General features: G+C 71.1%; 17 protein-coding genes and 2 pseudogenes. 7 read left to right on the top strand and 12 right to left on the bottom strand.

What is annotated here, in order from left to right; all coding sequences use genetic code 11:
* The first annotated feature begins 141 nt into the window (after positions 1-141).
* Positions 142-816, top strand: a complete 675-nt coding sequence (locus tag E6R18_RS00725; RefSeq protein ID WP_136314851.1) for a DUF433 domain-containing protein — start codon at positions 142-144, stop codon at positions 814-816.
* On the top strand, positions 813-1,265 hold the full coding sequence (locus E6R18_RS00720) for a DUF5615 family PIN-like protein (RefSeq protein ID WP_136314850.1): 453 nt from the start codon (positions 813-815) through the stop codon (positions 1,263-1,265). The genes E6R18_RS00725 and E6R18_RS00720 overlap by 4 nt, the downstream gene beginning before the upstream one ends.
* A gap of 55 nt (positions 1,266-1,320) precedes the next feature.
* Here the strand turns inward: E6R18_RS00720 and E6R18_RS00715 are convergent, their stop codons facing one another.
* Positions 1,321-1,635 carry a hypothetical protein gene (locus E6R18_RS00715; RefSeq protein ID WP_136314849.1) on the bottom strand — a complete coding sequence of 105 codons (315 nt, stop codon included), beginning with the start codon at positions 1,633-1,635 and terminating at the stop codon, positions 1,321-1,323.
* A 1,191-nt stretch (positions 1,636-2,826) separates the two neighbouring features.
* Positions 2,827-4,113 (bottom strand): annotated as a pseudogene (locus tag E6R18_RS00710) (LacI family DNA-binding transcriptional regulator); the annotation flags it as partial.
* Between the two features lie 2 nt (positions 4,114-4,115).
* Between E6R18_RS00710 and E6R18_RS00705 the strand changes: the two are divergent.
* Positions 4,116-4,436: pseudogene (locus E6R18_RS00705) on the top strand (lipase); the annotation flags it as partial.
* 71 nt (positions 4,437-4,507) lie between these two features.
* Here the strand turns inward: E6R18_RS00705 and E6R18_RS00700 are convergent.
* Positions 4,508-5,350 (bottom strand): class I SAM-dependent methyltransferase, encoded by an 843-nt coding sequence (locus tag E6R18_RS00700; RefSeq protein ID WP_136314848.1) that lies wholly within the window; start codon positions 5,348-5,350, stop codon positions 4,508-4,510.
* 69 nt (positions 5,351-5,419) lie between these two features.
* On the opposite strand from E6R18_RS00700, the gene E6R18_RS00695 reads away from it, so the two are divergent.
* Together E6R18_RS00695 and E6R18_RS00690 are read left to right on the top strand one after the other, a co-directional pair.
* Complete coding sequence (locus E6R18_RS00695) at positions 5,420-7,345, top strand: prolyl oligopeptidase family serine peptidase (RefSeq protein ID WP_206308173.1); 1,926 nt, start codon at positions 5,420-5,422, stop codon at positions 7,343-7,345.
* Between the two features lie 72 nt (positions 7,346-7,417).
* Positions 7,418-8,272, top strand: a complete 855-nt coding sequence (locus E6R18_RS00690) for an SURF1 family protein (protein ID WP_136314847.1) — start codon at positions 7,418-7,420, stop codon at positions 8,270-8,272.
* A gap of 112 nt (positions 8,273-8,384) precedes the next feature.
* Here the strand turns inward: E6R18_RS00690 and E6R18_RS00685 are convergent, their stop codons facing one another.
* The 7 genes from E6R18_RS00685 to E6R18_RS00655 form a co-directional block, all read right to left on the bottom strand.
* On the bottom strand, positions 8,385-9,611 hold the full coding sequence (locus E6R18_RS00685; protein WP_136314846.1) for a hypothetical protein: 1,227 nt from the start codon (positions 9,609-9,611) through the stop codon (positions 8,385-8,387).
* 119 nt (positions 9,612-9,730) lie between these two features.
* Positions 9,731-10,306, bottom strand: a complete 576-nt coding sequence (locus E6R18_RS00680) for a SigE family RNA polymerase sigma factor (protein ID WP_136314845.1) — start codon at positions 10,304-10,306, stop codon at positions 9,731-9,733.
* A 382-nt stretch (positions 10,307-10,688) separates the two neighbouring features.
* Positions 10,689-11,753 carry an aspartate-semialdehyde dehydrogenase gene (locus tag E6R18_RS00675; protein ID WP_136314844.1) on the bottom strand — a complete coding sequence of 355 codons (1,065 nt, stop codon included), beginning with the start codon at positions 11,751-11,753 and terminating at the stop codon, positions 10,689-10,691.
* The gene (locus E6R18_RS00670; RefSeq protein WP_136314843.1) at positions 11,750-13,021 is read right to left on the bottom strand and encodes an aspartate kinase; all 1,272 of its coding nucleotides are present in this window, start codon (positions 13,019-13,021) and stop codon (positions 11,750-11,752) included. Before E6R18_RS00670 ends, E6R18_RS00675 begins: the two co-directional genes overlap by 4 nt.
* A 210-nt stretch (positions 13,022-13,231) precedes the next feature.
* Positions 13,232-13,891, bottom strand: coding sequence for a DUF5063 domain-containing protein (locus E6R18_RS00665; RefSeq protein ID WP_136314842.1), 660 nt, complete (start codon positions 13,889-13,891; stop codon positions 13,232-13,234).
* 98 nt (positions 13,892-13,989) lie between these two features.
* The gene (recR, locus tag E6R18_RS00660) at positions 13,990-14,589 is read right to left on the bottom strand and encodes a recombination mediator RecR (RefSeq protein WP_136314841.1); all 600 of its coding nucleotides are present in this window, start codon (positions 14,587-14,589) and stop codon (positions 13,990-13,992) included.
* Positions 14,590-14,668: 79 nt separating this feature from the next.
* On the bottom strand, positions 14,669-15,007 hold the full coding sequence (locus E6R18_RS00655) for a YbaB/EbfC family nucleoid-associated protein (RefSeq protein WP_136314964.1): 339 nt from the start codon (positions 15,005-15,007) through the stop codon (positions 14,669-14,671).
* 374 nt (positions 15,008-15,381) lie between these two features.
* Here E6R18_RS00655 and E6R18_RS00650 point away from each other — a divergent pair, with 374 nt between their 5' ends.
* The gene (locus E6R18_RS00650; RefSeq protein WP_240799537.1) at positions 15,382-16,182 is read left to right on the top strand and encodes an SLATT domain-containing protein; all 801 of its coding nucleotides are present in this window, start codon (positions 15,382-15,384) and stop codon (positions 16,180-16,182) included.
* A 47-nt stretch (positions 16,183-16,229) separates the two neighbouring features.
* Here the strand turns inward: E6R18_RS00650 and E6R18_RS00645 are convergent, their stop codons facing one another.
* Together E6R18_RS00645 and E6R18_RS00640 are read right to left on the bottom strand one after the other, a co-directional pair.
* A complete protein-coding gene (locus tag E6R18_RS00645) occupies positions 16,230-16,877 on the bottom strand; it encodes a hypothetical protein (protein ID WP_136314840.1) in 648 nt (215 codons plus the stop codon).
* Positions 16,878-17,006: 129 nt separating this feature from the next.
* Positions 17,007-17,711: a GntR family transcriptional regulator gene (locus E6R18_RS00640; RefSeq protein ID WP_136314839.1), complete on the bottom strand. Its 705-nt coding sequence runs from the start codon at positions 17,709-17,711 to the stop codon at positions 17,007-17,009.
* 143 nt (positions 17,712-17,854) lie between these two features.
* Between E6R18_RS00640 and E6R18_RS00635 the strand changes: the two genes are divergently transcribed.
* Positions 17,855-20,053, top strand: a complete 2,199-nt coding sequence (locus tag E6R18_RS00635) for a serine/threonine-protein kinase (RefSeq protein WP_136314838.1) — start codon at positions 17,855-17,857, stop codon at positions 20,051-20,053.
* Positions 20,054-20,162 lie beyond the last annotated feature (109 nt).

The following is a 20,162-nucleotide window of genomic DNA, read 5'->3' as shown; positions in this document are numbered from 1 at the left end:
CCCAGATCCCGGCGCTGCAGGGGCGCCGCCGCGCAGCAAGACGTTCAGGCTCCCCTGCCTCGAAGGGTCGCACTGAGCGGGGCCTCGACAGAGAATGCAGTACGGTCGCGCTCATACGGGTAGGCACAGAGAGGAGGGTTCATGTCGTACGAACCGAAGCTCGCAGCGGCGCTGTCCGGCGCGACGATGGCCCAGCTCTCTCACTGGCGTCACGCCTCAGGGGCGGGAGGCGCCGTCCTCATCCCGGAGATCTCGGCTATACGGCCGATCCTGTACTCCTTCCGAGATGTCGTTGCGCTGCGAACCTGCGTGCGCCTCCGGCAGGAGACCTCGCTGCAGCGGATCCGTCGCGCAGTGGACTCCCTCAGGGACGATCTGGGCGAGCGAGAGCACCTCTCGGCCTACCAGCTCGTCACCGACGGGGGCACGGTGTACCTGGCCGACCCTGATCATGCCGTCGACCTGATCGGCCGCAAGGGTGGCAAAAGCAACCTCGTCATCCACCAGCTCGTCGATGTCCTTGCCCCGTTCTATCGGAACGGCCGGCACATTCCCGACCTGCTGTCTCCCCGCCCAGATGTCGCCGTGGATCCATCCGTACGCGGCGGTGAGCCGGTGATCCGTGGCACCCGCGTCCCCGCAGCCGAGGTCGCAGCCCTGATCCGAGATGGAATTCCGCCGGAGCAGATCGCCGATTTCTTCCCCGGGGTCAGTGCCGGAGCAGCACTCGAAGCAACCGACTTCACCGATTACGTCGACAGCTACACCGGAACGTCAACCGGTGCAGGCGCAGGTGCGAGCCGAGGCGCCGCTTGAAACTGCTGCTCGACGAGAACGTGCCGCGCCCTATGGCCGACATCGTCCGCATCCTCCTCAAAGCTCATGACGTCCTGCACGTGCATGACCTGCCCGGATGGGCTGGCACCAAAGACATCGAGCTGTTCGAGAAGGCCCGCGCTGAAGGCTTCGACGCGGTCCTCACCAACGACACCAAACAGATGAGCCGGCACCTTGAAGTCGCGGCGATCGCCGCATCCGGGCTCCATCGGATCGAGTACCGCCAGAACAACAAGCACGGCGGGCTGGTCGGCCTCGGCTCGGCCATCGCCACGGTTTGCGCGGGTCTCCCCCACGCTCTGGCCGAGCTATCGGTCGCAGACGGCCAACGTCTGGTCTCCCTCACCTCTGTCGACCCAACTCGCGCCACCCGTGTCCGCACCGTCGACCCTCAGGCGGACGCACCCAAATTCTGGCCCACGGGCTGATCCGCAACGGCTGTTCCGACCACGCCGCAACTCCGAGTTCCGGACGGTGCTGCGCTCACGCGAAACCGGCCTTCGCAGCCTCGAGAACCTTCTTGTTCGGGCTGGAGAAAATGGCGTAGATGTTGTCGACTGCGGCGGTCGAGTGAAGCGTCAGTCGTATGTATCCCGACTGAGCGCCCGGGACGACCGTGATCGTGAGCTCGCCCCAGGTGGGGAACTTTCTGTACGTGCCCGTCACCTGCCCGAGGTCTGCGAGTGTCCGCACGTCCTTGAACCCTGCGGCAATGAGGCCCTGTTCGCAACGGGTAAGCCACTCCTCGCGCTGCCCGGCGACCACGAGGACCTCCTCCATGCTCTTACGGATTGCCACGTGACTCCTCCAGAGTGCGGAACGTTCATTCGGCTCAGCGGAGCATGACAGTTTCGAAGCCCGCGTGGGCTTCATTCTGTGAGCGGTGCGCGCAGCTGAGCCGAGTGTCTGGAGGGGTGCCCCGCCACGTACGCTCTGGGCGTCCGGCGCACGATGGGGCACCGTGGAGCATCTCTTCACCATCGACGGCCGGACAGCCACACCCCCTCCGCGTAGCCCTGCCCACCCAGCTCTCGCCGCGATGGAAGACACACAGCACGCTCGAAGAGGGCGGCCAAGCTAGTCCCGGACGGGCGAGGGACCTTGGCCCAAGGCCGGGGCCACAGGGCCCGCGTGGCCCACGACTCGGCGATGCATGGGCATTGCCGAGCCCAAGCCCAGCTATTACCGCATCTGATCCAGGAGCTGTACGACCAGGTCAGCACGTGTTCTACCCCTCATCAGGACCTGATGCTGCGTCAGTAGCGTCCGCCCACAGGCCCAGCATCAGGACGTTGACCTGCGTTGATGCGGCTACATATCAGCTTCCAGCAGATTCTCAATGATTAGGCCGAAACGCGGTTAATAGTGCAGGACGCGCGTACTCTCGCGGTTATCGCGCGAAGCGCACCCATCTGATATTAGGAGTAGTGAGATGCCCAAGGGTCACAAGTGTCCGGTTTGCGGTACCCAGACGCTACATCCGACCAGCACCAATCGCCTGAAGTGCTCGAAGTGCGACTCGACCTTCCTCAAGAGCGTGATCGTCGGCACCTGACGTCCACGGGTGTTCATGGCCCTGATGGTCACGTGAGCTTGCAGTCATGGGGCTGCAGGGTGGCACGGAGGCCGCACCCCGGAAGCAGAGAATCTCCGGCGGGACGACTCTCCCAAGTCGCTCCGCTCAGCTGGCGTTTCGGCGCATCGTCACGCGGCCCCCATCTGTCCGGTCAAGCCGCCCACCCTCGCGAGTGTGGCGCTCCTTGGCTGATCGGGGATGAATGCCACGAAGTCAGTGGCCCTGGACGGCAGGGCTGCTGGCAGAACACGGCCTCTCCGTGGCCCCTTCCTCCGCCGGCTCAGCCTTCCGCGCACCGCCTAACCGCGACATTCGCAAGATCAGGAGGGGGAGGCCCCTGCTCAGTGGGTCCGCAGCTTTTCGAACTGCAGCCCTCGGCGCCCTCGCCGTACGGTCGTCATGTCGGCCCGTAACTACCCGCGCAGTCGCAGAAGGTCGTCGAGTGCCCGCACGGGAGATGCGGCGCACATGGCCGGCCGGGCGTCGAGGGCCGACTCCCACTGCTCTGTCATCCCGGCCATGAGCCGCATGCGCATGCCCGGGGTGACGTGGGCATAGCGCGCCGATACGGAGCCGTCGATGTGGCCCATGCGCTGGTCCATGAGGACCTTCTCGGTACCGAGGTCTTCCATCACGGTTCGATGGGTGTGGCGCAGGCCATGGGGCGTGAGGCCCCTCGCGATCGGGAGCCAGCAGGCGTCGGCCCGGTTGCTGGCGCCGCGCCCCTGTACTGGGACGCCGGGCCACGGCTCGCCGAGCAGAGGAACGGGGCGCGCCTCCTGCGGGGCTTTCTTCGGGTACCAGCCTGACACCGCCGGGGTGAACAGCCAGGTCCCGAAGCCGGTCCTGCGCCAGTGAGCCGCATGTTCCGCCACAACTCCGCCACGCACGAACCCGAGGTCGTTGACGGCCCTCTCCACCCGTGTGCGGGTGGCCTCGGCGACGCGGTCAGGGTGGTTGAGGACGTTGGACACCGTCCCCGTGGAGACCTCGGCCCGGCGTGCGACGTCGACGAGTTTCGCTCCCTGGTGCCCTCCGGTACGAGCCGCGCCCTGGCCACGGAAGACGTAGGTCCTGCCGTGACAGGGGCAGGGCGTCGGCTTCGTGCGGGCGACGTGGTTGGCGACCAGGGCGGACAGCCAGTCCATCGAGTCGAGGGTGCGATAGCTGTCGTCCTTGGGCGGGCAGCGCACCATCTCACCCGAGTCGAGCTCGTAGAGCTGCCACTCGACACGGACGGATCCGGCGCGGACGAACTCGGTCTCCAGGCCGACGACTTCGCCCCAGCGCATGCCGGTGTACCCCTTGAGGACCACGCCGACGAACTCGTCGTCGCGGCCGGACAGCAGGGCTGCCCGTTCGGCGGTGAGCAGGATGCCCAGCGGATCGGTGACGACCTTCTCCGGGCCTCTGTCACGGGAGCGGCCCGCGCGCTTTCCCCGCCCACGTCGCCTGGTCGCCGGGTTCGACGTGATCAGCCCTTCGTCGATCGCGTCCTCGAATATCAGGTGGAACGTGGAGCGCCAGGTCTTGACGCTGGAGGCCGCGTACAGCGCCCTCTCCTTCTTCTCCCACCGGTCGACGTCCGAGCGCAGGATGCCGGCGAGCGCATGGTCCTCGAAGTCGGGGAGGAGGTGCTCCTCGATGTGGCGCTTGTAGTTCTGCATGGTCGAGGCGGCCAGATCCTGGGCCTCGTACCAGCTCCCGGGCCCCGCAGGCCCACGTCGTGGTGCTGGGCTATCCCCGCTTCTACGAGATCGGCGGAAGCTGCGTCGCCGGGCTCTCCGACAAGGAACGCACAGCCGTCAACAATGCGTCAGACGTGCTGAACGGCGTCATCGCCAAGCAGGCCGCGAACGCCGGGTTCACCTTCTCCGGGGTCGCGGACGAGTTCACCGGGCACGAGCTGTGCTCCGGTGACCCGTGGCTGCACAGCGTCTCGATCCCCGTCAGCAACTCGTACCACCCCAAGCCCGAGGGGCAGTCGGGCGGCTATCTGCCCGCGTTCCGCTCAGCGGCGTAGGGCAGGAAGCAGCACAGGCAGAAGAGGTGCGGTGGCGTTCCGGTTCCGTCCGGGGCGCCGCCGCGCCTCTGTCATGCGGGGCGCGCCGCCCTGAGCGAGTACATGAGCGGAATGCGGGGGCGGTCCGGCGGGTAGCGGTAGAAGTCGTCCGAGCCTCGTTTGAGCACGGGGAAACGCGCGAAGAGCGACGCGTCGTGCTCGTGGAGGAACTCGATCCGCAGGCCCGCCGCGGCCAGCGCGGACACCACGCTGCCCACCGGGTGCTGCCACTCGACGCTGCGGTTGTGGACGGTCGGCGCGTCGAAGTCCGCGTACGTACCCGGCGTCTCGTCCACCCATGCCTCGCGGCTGAAGTAGTCGTGCACGATCCGCGAACCCGTCTCGTCGTCGAGGCAGTCCGTGAGCGGATGGAACTCCGCCAGGTAGAGGAAGCCGCCGGGCGCGACCAGCGAGGCCGCCGTCTCGGCCCAGCGGTCGATGTCGGGCAGCCAGTTCAGCGCGCCGACGCCCGTGTACACGATGTCGTACGTGGAGTCGGGGACCGCCTGGGCCGCGTCGTACACGTCGGCGGCGACGAACGCCGCGCGGTCGGGGCCGAATCCCAGGTCCTCGGCGAGGGAGCGGGCGGTCTCGACGGCCGGTTCCGAGAAGTCCAGGCCGACGACCTGAGCGGCGCCGCGCCGTGCCCAGGACAGCGTGTCGAGGCCGATGTGGCACTGAAGGTGCAGCAGAGTCCGGCCCGTCACGTCGCCGACCTCGGCCACCTCGAAGGGCCGGAGGGCGTCCTTGCCCGCGCGGAAGGAGTCGAGGTCGTAGAAGTCACTGCCTGCGTGGATGGGCACACGCTCATCCCACATCCTGCGGTTGGCCTCGCGCCAGTCGGGAGGTACGGGAGGTATCGGAGCGGTGGACATCCCGCGAGGTTATCCACAGGCTGCGGACGAAGCGAACGGATTGTCGGCCGTCCGACGCAGAATGGGGTCATGACTGAGGCCACTGGTTCGTCGACGACCGCATCCGTCCCGCCGTGGGAGCAGCGTTTCCGGGCTCCCAGGGTGTCACTGCCCGACTGGGCCGAGGACGCGCCGGACCGCGCGTTGTTCGTCTCCAATGCGACGGGGACCTATGAGCTGTATACCTGGGACCGGGCCACCGGAGAGCAGCGCCAGGTGACCGACCGGCTGAACGGGACGACGGACGGCGTGCTGACGCCGGACGGCGAGGCCGTGTGGTGGTTCAACGACACCGACGGGGACGAGTTCGGGGTGTGGATGCGCCGGCCGTTCCACGGCGGTGTGGACGTGGAGGTCGAGCCCGCCGCGCCCGGCCTCGAAGCGTCCTACCCGGCCGGTCTCGCGATCGGCCGCGACAACACGGCGGTGATCGGCCGTTCGACGGACGAGGACGGCACGACGGTCCACGTCGTACGGCCCGGCGCGGCCCCGGTGGAGATCTACCGCCACCGCGAGTCGGCGGGGGTCGGCGACCTGTCGCACGACGGGACGCTGATCGCCCTGGAGCACACGGAGCACGGGGACGCGATGCACTCCGCGCTGCGCGTGGTGCGGCCGGACGGTACGACCGTCGCGGAGCTGGACGACACCGAGGGCGGTACGAAGGAGCTGGGCCTCGCGGTCCTCGGCTTCGCACCGGTCGACGGGGACACCCGGCTGCTGGTCGGGCACCAGAGGCGCGGGCGCTGGGAGCCGATGATCTGGGACCCGGTGGCGGGCACGGAGACGGACCTGGCGATCGACCTGCCGGGCGATGTGGGCGCCGAGTGGTATCCGGACGGCTCCGCGCTGCTCATCGAGCACGGCTTCGAGGCCCGCAGCGAGCTGTGGCGGTACGAGCCCGCCGCGGCCGGTGGCGCGCTGGTACGGGTGGAGACGCCCACCGGCACGGTCTCGGGCGCCACGGCCCGGCCGGACGGGACGGTGGAGTACCTGTGGTCGTCGGCGGCCGAGCCGCCCGTCGTCCGCTCCACGACCGGTGCGGTGGTGCTCGACCCGCCGGGGGCCAAGGCGCCGGAGTCCGTGCCGGTCCAGGACGTGTGGGTGGACGGCCCGGGCGGCCGGATCCACGCGCTCGTCCAACGCCCGGCGGCCCCGGCCGAGGGGCCGTTCCCGACGGTCTTCGAGATCCACGGGGGCCCCACCTGGCACGACAGCGACGCCTTCGCGGCCGGGCCCGCCGCCTGGGTGGACCACGGGTACGCGGTCGTCCGGGTCAACTACCGCGGCTCGACCGGCTACGGACGGGCGTGGACGGACGCGCTGAAGCACAGGGTCGGGCTGATCGAGCTGGAGGACATCGGGGCGGTCCGGGAGTGGGCGGTGAAGTCCGGCCTCGCGGACCCGGCGAAGCTGGTCCTGGCCGGCGGCTCCTGGGGCGGCTATCTGACCCTGCTCGGTCTCGGTACGCAGCCGGGCGACTGGGCCCTCGGCCTGGCGGCGGTCCCCGTCGCGGACTACGTCACGGCGTACCACGACGAGATGGAGGCCCTGAAGGCGATGGACCGCACGCTGCTGGGCGGGACACCGGAAGAGGTGCCCGAGCGGTTCGAGGCATCGTCGCCCCTGACGTACGTCGACGCCGTGCGGGCCCCCGTCTACATCTCGGCGGGCGTCAACGATCCGCGCTGCCCGATCCGCCAGGTGGAGAACTACGTGGACCGGCTGAAGGCCCGCGACGCGGTGCACGAGGTCTACCGGTACGACGCGGGGCACGGTTCGCTGGTCGTGGAGGAGCGGATCAAACAGGTCCGGCTGGAGCTCGACTTCGCGCAGCGCCACCTGGCGGGGATCTCGCCCGCCGGGCCCGGCGGCCCGGTGGTCGGCACGGCGGACCCGGCCGGCTCCGGGGGCTCCGGTGGGCCCGGCCGGGGGGAGGCGGTCGGCGACGCGTAGGGCCGGGATAAGGGGCGGCTTTTCGGGTGCCCCCGCTCCGGCCGGCCGGAGCGGGGACCGTACCGTGGAGGGGTGTACCGGTTCCTGCTGACCCCGCGATGGTGGGGGATCAACCTCTTCGTCGTGCTGGCCATCCCGTTCTGCGTGTTCATGGGCACCTGGCAGCTCGGCCGCTTCGAGGACCGCGTGCACACGCACGAGGCCGCCGAGAAGCAGCCCGCGCCGGGCACCCGGGCCGCCAAGCCGCTCGACGCGCTGCTGCCCGTCGACACGGAGACCTCCGGCCGGCCCGCCACCGCGACCGGCCGGTACGCGGACCGCTTCCTGGTGCCCGGCCGGAAGCTGGACGACCGGCAGGGCTTCTACGTCCTGGACATGCTGCGGACCGACAGCGGCAAGGCGCTTCCGGTGGTGCGCGGCTGGCTGCCCGGGAAGGCGGGGCAGACACCGGTACCGGCCGCACCGGCCGGGCGGGTCACGGTGACCGGCGACCTCCAGGCATCGGAGAGCGCGGGCACCGCGGGGGTCAACGCGGCGGGCGGGCTGCCCGAGGGCCAGGTGGGCATCATCAGCGCGGCGTCGCTGGTCAACCTCGTGCCGTACGACGTGTACGACGCGTGGGTGACGCTGCAGACGAGCGACACCGGCGGCTCGGGCGCCTCCGGGACCTCGGGTGCGTCCGCGGGCGCGGCGGGCGGCACCGCGCGGAGCGGTGCGACCGCCCTGCGCCCCGTACCGGCCACCGTGCCGGAGGGCGGCGGGCTCGACCTGAAGGCGTTCCAGAACCTCGGATACACGGGTGAGTGGTTCGTCTTCGCCGCGTTCGTCGTCTTCATGTGGTTCCGGCTGCTGCGGCGCGAGGCCGAGGCCGCCAGGGACCTGGAGCTGGGCCTGGTGCCTGACGCGGAGGCCCCTTCCGAGGCGTGAGCCGGGGAGGACCGGGCGGATGCCGAGGACGCGAGGCCGGCCGCCCCGTGCGGGGTCCCCGCCTGCCTTACGCCCCTACTTCCCTACGCCCCCACGCCCCGCCCCTATGCCCCTACGACGAAGGTTCCAGGACGCCGGTCCGATAGATCGTGCCCGCGCACGCGTTGTCGATCTTGGTCGCGGCGACCGGGGCCCCGGGCTCCGGGGTGTGCTGCACGGAGATGCTGCCCTGCGCGGCACCGCCGCCGTCCGCGGTGCCGAACTGGGTCTCCGTACCCGCTTCGTTCTCCTCGGTCCCGCTGCCCGCGGCGGACCCGGCCGTGCCGCCGTTGCCGCTGCCCGCCGCGCCGTCCGTCGGGGTGGGGGTGGGCGAGCCGCCGGTGGACGGGCAGGTGTCCTTGGGGACCCAGGCGAACTGCACCTCGTAGACCATGTCCGGCTTCAGCAGGACGGTGGCCTCCTCGGTCGAGGGGTCGGGCAGACCGGACGCCGGGTCGCCCTCGGTGTGCCGGACGACCTCGATCCGGGCCGGGTCGGCCGCGCCCATCGCCTCGAAGCCCACGGTGCCGCCGCTGCTCACCGAGCAGTCCTCGCTGGACACGTTGGCGATGCGGAAGGCCCCGTACACCGTGCCGTCGGCCCCGGCGGCGCCGGTCCTGGCCGACTTGACGCCGAGTTGCCCCGGGTCGCACGCGGGCATGACGCCCTCCGTGCTCACCGTCGGGTCGGCGGAGGCACCGGTCGCGTCGCCGTCCATGCCCTGGCCGCTGCTGTCGGACGGGCTCGCGGTGCTCCGCGGGAGGCCCTGGCCGCCGTTGTGCCGGCCGTCGCCGCCGTCGCCGCCGCTCCCGTTGCCGGAGTCCGCGCCGGGGGCGTCGCCGTTGCCGCCCTGCGCCTGTTCGCCGTGGCCGGCGATGGCGGGGCTCGCCGTGCTGGAGCCCTTCGAGTTGGCGACGTGGACGAAGGCGGGGATCGCCGTACCGATGAGCAGTGCCGCGGCCGCCACACCGACGAGGGCCTGCCGCCGCCGGGCGCGCCGGGCGGGCACCGCGCGGTACAGGCGGTCGAGGCTGCCCTCGCTGGGCTCCAGGCCCTGCACGACGCCGTGCATCATCCGGCGCAGCGCGTCCTCGTCGACGCCGTCGTCTTCGCCTTCGCCGAAACCGAACGAGCCACCGCCCGAGGGGCCGCCGCCGAAGGGACCACCACCGCCGAAGAGATCGGCCGGGGTCGCGAAGCGAGCGGCCTCGCCGTCACCGGCGGCCATGTCCCCGGAGGTACGCGCGTCCGGTCCCTCGTCGCGGCCCGCGTGCGGGGCGTTCTCCGGCCCGTGGTTCACAGTTCCGCTTCCAGTCCGGTCTGTCGGCAGTCCGCGCGAGGAACTGCGCCCGGGTCCGCTCCCGCCCCGGGGCCGCAGGTCCTGTTCATGGTCGTGATCGTGGTGGTCGCCGCGCCGGCTCATGCCTGCGCCTCCATCACCACGCGCAGTGCCGCGATGCCCCGGGACCCGTACGCCTTCACCGAGCCCAGGGATATCCCCAGCGTCTCGGCGACCTGAGCCTCGGTCATGTCCGCGAAGTAGCGCAGGACCAGCACCTCGCGCTGACGCCGCTGCAGACCCCGCATCGCCTTGATCAGCGCGTCCCGCTCCAGCTGGTCGTACGCGCCCTCCTCGGCGCTCGCCATGTCCGGCATGGGCTTGGAGAGCAGCTTCAGCCCGAGGATGCGGCGGCGCAGCGCGGAGCGGGAGAGGTTGACGACGGTCTGGCGCAGGTACGCGAGGGTCTTCTCGGGCTCCCGGACCCGGTTGCGCGCCGAGTGCACGCGGATGAACGCCTCCTGCACGACGTCCTCGCAGGACGCCGTGTCGTCCAGCAGCAGGGCCGCGAGGCCGAGCAGCGAACGGTAGTGGGCGCGGTAGGTCTCGGTGAGATGGTCGACGGTGGTTCCGGCTGCCACGCCCTCCTCAGCGCCCTCGCGCTGCGTCGGCAGCCCCGTCCGACGCGCGGCGGGCATGGGCGCGATCACCGGCATGCCGCCGGTTGTACGGGCCCGTCGGAGCGGTCGCACCGAAGCGCCGCGCAAGGGGCCCACCACTGTGATATCGAGAACCTCTGCCACGCCAGTTGGACACGCTTCCCCCCGTCAGGGTTGTACGCATACGGCACCGCGTTTGAGGCCCTGCGATATGCCTTCATACGTACCCGCTCTTCCCCAGATGCCCCGCACATGCGCCCCGCCGCGCAAGAAGTGACCGCTTAGACGCCTGGCGCCCGACCCGCGGTTGCACGAACCGAAAGGTCATCGTCTGTCACGGCGACTCCCCAGCTCAAGAGGTTCAGACCAGCGAGTTGCTCACAGGCCGTCCACAGAACGTACAAAACAGGTTCGATCGGAACACGATGATCGTCTTCCGTCAGGACCGGGGGAATTCGGCCGCCACCGACTCCGCGATCTGGGCCACGTTCAGCGCCGCGCCCTTGCGGAGATTGTCGCCGCAGACGAAGAGTTCCAGCCCCCGGGGGTCGTCCAGGGAGCGCCGGACCCGGCCGACCCAGGTCGGGTCGGTCCCCACCACGTCGGACGGGGTGGGGAAGTCACCGGCGCCCGGGCTGTCGTACAGCACCACGCCGGGGGCGGTCGCCAGGATCTCGTGGGCCCGGTCGACCGCGACGTCGTTCTCGAAGCGGGCGTGCACGGACATCGAGTGCGTGGCGACGACGGGTACGTAGACGCAGGTCGCCGACACGCGCAGGCTCGGCAGGTCGAGGATCTTGCGGCACTCGTCGCGGATGGCCAGCTCCTCGGACGACCAGCCGTCCCCGGCGTCCGTCCCGGCCCACGGGACGACGTTGAGCGCGACCGGCGCGGCGAACGGGCCGCCGTGCGTGTCGCCCACGACGCGTCGTACGTCGCCGGGCTTCGTACCGAGTTCGGTGCCGGCCACCATCGACAGCTGTTCCCGCAGCACGGCGACGCCGTCGCGTCCGGCGCCGCTGACGGCCTGGTAGGACGAGACGACCAGCTCCCGCAGGCCGAATTCGGCGTGCAGGGCGCCGACCGCGACGATCAGCGCCAGCGTGGTGCAGTTCGGGTTCGCGACGATGCCGCGCGGCCTGATCCGTACCGCGTGCGGGTTGATCTCGGGCACGACGAGCGGAACGTCACCGTCCGTACGGAACGCCGTGGAGTCGTCGATGACGACGGCGCCCTTGGACGCGGCGAGCGGGGCCCAGCGCGCGGAGACCTCGGCGGGCACCAGGAAGAGCGCCACGTCGATGCCGTCGAAGACGTCCTCGGTGAGTTCGAGGACCTCGCTCTCCTCACCGCGCACGACCAGCTTGCGGCCGGCCGAGCGCGATGAGGCGACGAGTCTGACCTCGCCCCAGATGTCCGCGTGCTGCGAGAGGATCTGGAGCATGACGCCGCCGATCGCCCCGGTCGCGCCGACGACCGCGAGCGAAGGGCGGCGTACGGTCATCGGCCGGTGCCCCCGTACACGACTGCCTCGTCGGAGTCGCTGTCGAGGCCGAAGGCGGTGTGCACGGCGCGCACGGCCTCGTTGACGTCGTCGGCGCGGGTGACCACCGAGATGCGGATCTCGGATGTCGAGATCAGCTCGATGTTCACACCGGCGTCCGAAAGCGCCTCGAAGAAGCCCGCGGTGACACCGGGGTTGGTCTTCATGCCCGCGCCGACCAGGGAGATCTTGGCGATCTGGTCGTCGTAGCGCAGCGAGTCGAAGCCGATCACGCCGCGGTTGCGCTCCAGGGCGTCGATGGCCTTGCGGCCCTCGGCCTTCGGGAGCGTGAAAGAGATGTCCGTCAGGCCGGTCGAGGCGGCGGAGACGTTCTGCACCACCATGTCGATGTTGACCTCGGCATTCGCGATCGTACGGAAGATCGCGGCGGCCTCGCCCGGCTTGTCGGGCACGCCGACGACGGTGACCTTGGCCTCGGAGACGTCATGGGCGACTCCGGAGATGATCGCGTGCTCCACCTTCTGGTCCCCTTGCGGCTCGTTGCTGACCCAGGTGCCTCGCAGTCCGGAGAAGGACGAGCGGACGTGGATCGGGATGTTGTAACGGCGTGCGTACTCGACGCACCGGTGCAGCAGCACCTTGGAACCGGACGCGGCCAGCTCCAGCATGTCCTCGAAGGAGATCCAGTCGATCTTACGGGCCTTCTTCACGACCCGCGGGTCGGCGGTGAAGACGCCGTCCACGTCGGTGTAGATCTCGCAGACCTCGGCGTCCAGCGCGGCCGCGAGCGCGACGGCTGTGGTGTCGGACCCGCCCCGGCCGAGGGTGGTGATGTCCTTCTTGTCATGGGACACACCCTGGAACCCCGCGACGATCGCGATGTTCCCCTCGTCCAGCGCCGTACGGATACGGCCCGGCGTCACATCGATGATGCGCGCTTTGTTGTGGACCGAGTCGGTGATGACGCCGGCCTGGCTGCCGGTGAACGACTGGGCCTCGTGGCCCAGGTTTTTGATCGCCATGGCCAGCAGCGCCATGGAGATCCGCTCTCCCGCGGTCAGCAGCATGTCGAACTCACGCCCGGCCGGTATCGGGGATACCTGCTCGGCGAGATCGATCAGCTCGTCCGTCGTGTCGCCCATCGCTGACACCACGACAACCACCTGGTTGCCGTTCTTCTTGGCATCGACGATTCGCTTGGCGACCCGCTTGATGCCCTCGGCATCGGCTACGGAGGAGCCTCCGTACTTCTGCACGACAAGGCCCACGTGCGCTCCTCGCTCAGTCCATTACTGCGGTCGGCTCAGTTTAACGAGCAGTCCGGAAACGCCCCGCTGATACCACATGCTGAGATGTCCCGCTCACCACGTGATCATCGGCGTGTCGCTCCGAACCGCTCGTACCGCGCTGCTGCCCACCGAACCCGTACGCATTCCCCTATGTGGCCCAGCCCACACGCAGCGACGAGAGCCGCCCCGCTACTTCACCGGCCGCAGCCCCAGCGGGCCCGCGATCTCCTCGACCATGACGCGGCCCGCCTCCTCGGCCAGGTCGTCGTCGGCGGCGTCCTGGTCGGTGTCCAGGCCGTCCAGCTCCTGGAGGGGCTGGTTGAGGCGGATGTGGGCGATGAGGGACTGGAGGGCGCGCAGAGCGGCGGAGGCGGTCGAGCCCCAGTTGGAGAAGTAGGAGAACTGCCACCACCACAGTCCCTCGGTGGTGCGGCCCTCCTCGTAGTGGGCCAGGCCGTGGCGCAGGTCGGTGACGAGGTCGGCCAGGTCGTCGGAGATGCGGGCGGCGACCGGGGCCTTGCGGGGCTCGTACGGGTCGAAGACCTCGGAGTAGACGTCGATCGGCTCCAGCAGGGCCGCGAAGCGCTCGCGCAGGCCGTCCGCGTCCGGCTCGGCGCCCAGGTCCGGCTCGTAGCGCTCGTCGGGGACGATGTCCTCGTACGCGCCGAGCCGGCCGCCGGCCAGCAGGAGCTGGGAGACCTGGAGGAGCAGGACCGGAACGGCCTCCTCCGGCTCCTCGACCCTGGACACCTCGGTGACCGCGACGATGAACGTCTTGATCTGGTCGGCGATCTGGACCGCGAAGTCGCCGGGGTCCTGCGTGACGGTGTTCAACGTGGCGTCAGACATCGAGGAGACCTCCCGTGGGCACGGTCGGAGACGGTGGGTAGAAGATAACCGCGCTGAACGTAAAGCCGCTGTGAGAGGCGGGGACGGGAGCCGGGGCGTCAGACATCCAGCAGTCGCCTCCCCTCGAAGGCGCGGCCGAGGGTGACCTCGTCCGCGTACTCCAAGTCGCCGCCCACCGGCAGACCGCTGGCCAGCCGGGTGACGCGCAGGCCCATCGGCTTGACCATCCGCGCCAGGTACGTCGCGGTCGCCTCGCCCTCCAGGTTGGGGTCGGTCGCCAGGATCAGTTCGGTGATGGAACCGTCGGCGAGGCGGGCCAGCAGCTCGCGGATGCGCAGATCGTCCGGGCCGACGCCCTCGATGGGGCTGATCGCCCCGCCCAGCACGTGGTAGCGGCCCCGGAACTCACGGGTCCGCTCGATCGCGACGACGTCCTTCGGCTCCTCGACCACGCAGATGACCGACCGGTCGCGGCGCTGGTCGCGGCAGATGCCGCACTCCTCCTGCTGGGCCACGTTGCCGCACACCACGCAGAAGCGGACCTTGTCCTTGACCTCCAGGAGGGCGTGGGCCAGGCGCCGCACATCCGTGGGCTCCGCCTGCAGGATGTGGAAGGCGATCCGCTGCGCGCTCTTGGGACCGACGCCGGGCAGCCTGCCCAGTTCGTCGATGAGGTCCTGAACCACGCCTTCGTACAACGGAACGCCTTCCTGGCTGAGTCGGCTGAGTCGTGGTACGTACCGTAGGGGGTACGTACGGTCTTGGGTATGCGGACGGTCAGAACGGCAGGCCGGGCATGCCGCCGCCCAGGCCCTGGGTCAGCGGGCCGAGCTTCTGCTGCTGGAGCTGCTGGGCGTTCTCGTTGGCCGCCTGGACCGCCGCGACGACGAGGTCCGCGAGGGTCTCGGTGTCCTCCGGGTCCACCGCCTTCGGGTCGATCACGAGGCCGCGCAGCTCACCCGAGCCGTTGACCGTCGCCTTGACCAGGCCGCCGCCCGCCTGGCCGTCCACCTCGGTCCTGGCAAGCTCCTCCTGGGCCTGGGCGAGGTCCTGCTGCATCTTCTGGGCCTGCTGCAGCAGCTGCTGCATATCGGGCTGACCACCACCGGGAATCACGGTCACTCCAGGCATTTCGACGACAATTGTTTCGGTACGCCGAGCCTACGTGGTCCCCGGGCGGCGCGCCCCACCCGCCGACGAGCAACTCTTTCGAGTGAGATCGAGAGAGCGGTGCCGGGACTCCTATACCTGACCAGAGGCCGTAGGTGCCCGGGAATACCGCGATTTCGACCCTGCGGCCCACCATTCGGCGGTAGGAAGGGCATGCGTCCCGGTACGTACACGCGCACCCCCCGTCACGCATGGTTACGCATGGGGGACTGCCCGTCGCGTCCAGGGGCATGGAGCAGCCAGGAAGCAGAGATCCGCCCCGTCGTCGAGTACGCGGTCGAGAGCACGCGTCGCCACGCAGCATGCAGAGGAGTACCCCGGTGAGTCAGCCGGAGATGCAGCCCGAAGTGCCGCCCAGCAAGTCCGGCACGCCCGGTCCGGCGGGTGCGGCCGCTCCCTCCGGTACGGGCTCCGGCGCCGAGGGCCACGGCGGCCGGGGCCGTGACCTGACCGGGGAGCCGTTCCCGCTGGGCGACTGGGGCGAACCGTCCCAGCGGCTGGACGAGCTGTACCGATGGGCGGAAGCGGACGCCCTGCGCACCGCCGACTGGTATCTGAACGACCGCCTGTGGAAGCGGCGCGCGGCCAGGGCGCTGCGGATGGGCACCGCCGCCGGTGTGGTCGCGGGCGCCGCCCTGCCGCTGCTCGACCTGACGGGCGCGCTGCACGACGCGGCCGGCTGGGGCTATCTGTCGCTGCTGCTGGGCGCCGCGTGCATGGCGTGCGACCGGTACTTCGGCCTCACCTCGGGCTGGATAAGGAACCTCGCGACCGCGCAGGCCGTGCAGCGGCGGCTCCAGGTGCTCCGGTTCGACTGGTCGTCGGAGTGCGTACGGGAGGTGCTCGGCCCGACCGAGGGCACGGCGAGCGAGGCGACCGAGCGGTGCCTGGGGGTGCTGCGGCGCTTCTCCGAGGACATCACGGAGCTCGTCCGGTCGGAGACCGCCGACTGGATGGTGGAATTCCGGGCCGGACCCGCCCCGATGGGGATGCAGGCGCTGATCACCGGCGGTTCCGGAAGCGGGCGCCCGGAGCAGGGGACCGCGCCCGGCCGCTTCCCGCTCCAGTCGATGGGCCGGCCGAACATGCCGCGGCAGCGGCCGCCGGAGTCCCCGCGCTGACCGCTCTCGGGCAGTGCGGGGACTCCGGCGGTGGGTGCCGGACCGCGTCAGCTGAAGACGATCATCGATCCCTGGGCGAGGCTGCGGGTGGCCGCGGCGTGCAGGCCGAGCCAGACGTGGCGTTCCCGGGCGAAGGGGTTGTCGTCGTAGGGGACGCTCGCCGGCTCCTCCAGTTCGGTGGGCGCTGCCGGGGGCAGCGGGGCGGCCGGCGGGTTCGCCGGGTCGATGCCGATGCCCGGGGCGACGAACTCCAACTCGCGCAGCAGCCCGTGCGCCGAACCGAGCGGTCCGCCGGCCTCCATGAGGTCGTCGGTGGAGACCGGGGCGGGGAAGTCGAGGGGCACGTACGCCCCCGCGTGGTCGAAGTGCCACACCAGGTGCGACTGCCTGGCCGTCGGCTCGAACATCTCCAACAGCTGCTCGTAGTCCCCGCTCAGCGCGTCGACCGGGGTGACGGCGAGCCCGCTGAGCTGGAGCAGATAGGCGCGGCGCAGGAGGTGCAGCGCGTCGTAGTCGAAGCCCGCGACGGGAGCCACGTCGCCGGTCAGCCCCGGCATGTAGGCGTAGACCGGGACGGGCGGCAGTCCCGCCTCACCCAGGGCCTTGTCGTAGACGGCTATCTCTTCGGCGAAGGGGTTGTCGGGGCTGTGGCACAGCACATCGACGAGGGGGACCAGCCACAGGTCACAGGCCACGAAGTCTCGCTCTCCAACGGGGGCGTGCGGTGGTCGGGACAGCGTAATGCGGGCGGCACCCCGCGCACAGTGGTCGCCCGTGACGGGCTCGGGGCGCGGTGCGGGCGGGGGGCCGGTGCCGGGCCGGGGTCAGGCGCGCTCCGGGGCGGGCGGGGGGCCCGCCAGCCGGTCGGCCCAGCTCAGCGCGTGGCCGTTGTAGTCGTCGATCACCGCGCGCAGGGCCTCGCGGTCCCGGTGCGTGATCGCGGTGACGAGCTCGGTGTGGCCGTTCCACAGCCAGTCCCGCACATCGGCGTCGCCACGCAGGTAGGGCACGGCGAACATCCATGCCTGGACGCGCAGCCGGTGCAGGAAGTCGCCGATGTAGCCGTTGCCGATGAGCCCGCCCAGCTCCCGCCAGAAGCGCAGGTCGTAGCCGATGAGGATGTCCAGGTCCCCGCCGCGCGCCGCGCGGGACGCCTCCTCGGCACGGCGGCGTACGGAGACGAGCGCGTCCCGGTAACCGGCCTGCTGCGCCGGGACCGGCTCGTGGAAGACGTCCCGGATGACGCCGTCCATGACCAGGGCGCGGGCCTCCACCATCGCCCGGTAGTCCGCGACGGTGAACTGGTGGACCCGGAACCCGCGGTGCTGGTCGGATTCGAGGAGCCCCTGCGCGGACAGGTCGAACAGCGCCTCGCGGACGGGCGTCGCGGAGACCCCGTACTGCTCGGCGATCTGCTTGACGGTGAACTCCCGGCCCGGCAGCAGGCGTCCGGCGAGCACCTCGTCGCGCAGCGCGTCCGCGATCTGCTGCCGCAGGGTGCTGCGCGTGACGGCTCCGCTCGCGCACATGGCGCCCCTCCCCGATTCGATTCCGGGACACCTTAGACCGGTGCCGGAGCGGCCCTGAGCCCCGGAGGGGCCGCGGCGCGGCGATCCACGCCGCTATTCTCGTCCCCGTCCGGCGTGTTGTCGTACGGGGGAGGCCGCACACCATGGAGAAGCTCGGGTCCACCGATCCACAGCGCATCGGCGCCTACCGCTTGCTGGGGCGCCTCGGCGCGGGCGGGATGGGCCAGGTGTATCTGGCCCGCTCCGACCGCGGCCGTACGGTCGCGCTCAAGCTCGTACGCGAGGAGCTCGCCGCTCAGCAGGTATTCCGCGACCGGTTCCGGCAGGAGGTGCGGGCCGCCCGCCGGGTGGGCTCGACCTGGACCGCGCCCGTGCTGGACGCCGACACCGAGGCCGACGTGCCGTGGGTCGCCACCGGATATGTCGCCGGACCCTCCCTCCACGCCACCGTGTCGGGCCGGCCGGGCACCTCGTCCGGGCCCGCACCCGGCACGTACGGCCCCCTGCCGGAACGGTCCGTCCGCATCCTGGGCGCCGGTCTCGCGCACGCCCTGAAGGCCATCCACACGGCCGGCCTCATCCACCGGGACCTGAAACCGTCCAACATCCTCCTCACGATCGACGGTCCGCGCGTCATCGACTTCGGGATAGCCAGAGCCCTGGACACCGTCACCGACGGCGGTCTCACCCGCACCGGCGCACTGGTGGGCTCGCCCGGCTTCATGTCGCCCGAGCAGGTGCGGGGCGAGCGCGTGAGCGCGGCGAGCGACGTGTTCTGCCTGGGCTCGGTGCTGACGTACGCCTCGACCGGACGGCTGCCCTTCGGCGCGGCGGCCAACGAGATGCACGCCCTGCTGTTCCGCATCGCGCAGGAGGACCCCGACCTGACCGGGGTGACGGCCGGCCTCGACGACCTGATCCGGGGCTGCCTGCACAAGGATCCCCAGGCCCGGCCGTCCACGGACGACATCCTGGCCCTGCTGGCGGACGACGACCACAGCACGGAGCCCTGGCTGCCGGGCGCCCTCATCGCCCAGCTCGGCCGCCACGCCGTGGAACTGCTCGACTCGGAGGACCCCGAGGACGCGGTGCCTGCCGACGCGGTGCCTGCCGACGCGGGACCGGGAGGCGCGGGACCGGGAGGCACGGGACCGGGAGGCACGGGACCGGGAGGCGCGGGCCGACAGGACGACGCGCCCCAGGACGCCGTGCCGCAGGACGCGACGCCCCGGGACGCGGTGGCCGGGGACGCGACGCCCCGGAATGGGGTGGCCGGGGACGCGACGCCCCGGAATGGGGTGGCCCTGACCAAGCCGCCCGCGGCCGGAGCGGCGACCGGCGCCACCTCCGGGCCGGTGTCCGGGTCCCCGGCCGAGCCGGACACCGCGGTGCTCCCCGCGCCACCCGCCGAGCCGGCCACCCCGCCCGCGTCCGTCCACGCGCTTCCCACCGCCATCGCCGCGCCGGGCCCCGCCTCCCCGGGCCCCGCCGCACCGCCACCGAGCGGGCCGCCCCCGGCCACGGCGCCCTCCCCCGGATACGGCTACCCGCACCAGCCGGCCCAGCCGCTGCCGGCCCCGGGCTACGGACACCCGCAGCAGCCCAACGCCGCCCCCGATTACGGCTATCCGCAGCAGCCGAGCCCGGACCACGGCTACCCCTACGGGTACCCGCAGCAGCCCGGTTACGGCCCGACGCCCCCGTACGGTCCCGGCTACCCGGCCGGCGCCCCGCACCCGGCTCCCGCACCGGAGCCGGCCCGCCGCAGAGGGCCGACCATCGCCCTCGTCGTCGTCGCCGTGCTGGTCGCGATAGCGGCCGGGGGGTCCGTCTACGCGCTCATGAACGACAAGGACGGAACGACCACGGCGGGCCCCACCCACTCCGCCGGCCCGACCCCGAGCAAGGACGTCGTCAACTCCCCGTCCCCGGACGGCTCCCCGGATCCCTCGCCCAGCGACGACGGGCGCAACGGCGAAGAGGGCGGGGTCCCCGAGGGCTACCTCGGGTCCTGGTCCGGCAGCATCGACAACGCCACCGGCCACTCCACCCGTGAACTGGTCATCCGGCAGGGCGAGGCGGGCGACACCGTCCTCACCCTGACCGCCGAGGGCCCGCTGGCCACGGGCGGCACCTACCGCTGCGTCTTCGAGGCGCCGCTGACGGCCGAGGCGGCCGAGGGCGAGTCGGTGGAGATCGGCCCGTCCACCGTGACGGAGGGCGAGCCCGCCGCGTCCTGCACCCCCGGCAGCCCGACCACGCTCACCCTGCTCCCGGACGGCACGCTGAGCCGCGAGAACACGTCCAGCGGCGAGAAGCTCACGTACACGAAGTCCGGCTGACGGACCGCCGTCCTCAGCTCTCCGGGAGCGCCTGCGGGCCGGTTGGAATCCGGCCATGCGTACGAGTTGTCACCCTCATGTCATACTCTGCGATCCGGACCGCGCACCT

This window comes from Streptomyces sp. A1277, from assembly GCF_004795015.1.
GTDB lineage: Bacteria > Actinomycetota > Actinomycetes > Streptomycetales > Streptomycetaceae > Streptomyces.
This window is presented reverse-complemented; position numbering and strand designations above follow the sequence as displayed.

Bases quoted from the DNA above. Each gene is read 5' to 3' on its own strand.
- E6R18_RS00725 (WP_136314851.1), top strand. From the start codon at position 142: ATGTCGTACGAACCGAAGCTCGCAGCGGCGCTGTCCGGCGCGACGATG.
- E6R18_RS00700 (WP_136314848.1), bottom strand. From the start codon at position 5,350: ATGTCCACCGCTCCGATACCTCCCGTACCTCCCGACTGGCGCGAGGCC.
- E6R18_RS00695 (WP_206308173.1), top strand. From the start codon at position 5,420: ATGACTGAGGCCACTGGTTCGTCGACGACCGCATCCGTCCCGCCGTGG.
- E6R18_RS00680 (WP_136314845.1), bottom strand. From the start codon at position 10,306: ATGCCGGTGATCGCGCCCATGCCCGCCGCGCGTCGGACGGGGCTGCCG.
- E6R18_RS00675 (WP_136314844.1), bottom strand. From the start codon at position 11,753: ATGACCGTACGCCGCCCTTCGCTCGCGGTCGTCGGCGCGACCGGGGCG.
- E6R18_RS00665 (WP_136314842.1), bottom strand. From the start codon at position 13,891: ATGTCTGACGCCACGTTGAACACCGTCACGCAGGACCCCGGCGACTTC.
- E6R18_RS00640 (WP_136314839.1), bottom strand. From the start codon at position 17,711: ATGTGCGCGAGCGGAGCCGTCACGCGCAGCACCCTGCGGCAGCAGATC.
- E6R18_RS00635 (WP_136314838.1), top strand. From the start codon at position 17,855: ATGGAGAAGCTCGGGTCCACCGATCCACAGCGCATCGGCGCCTACCGC.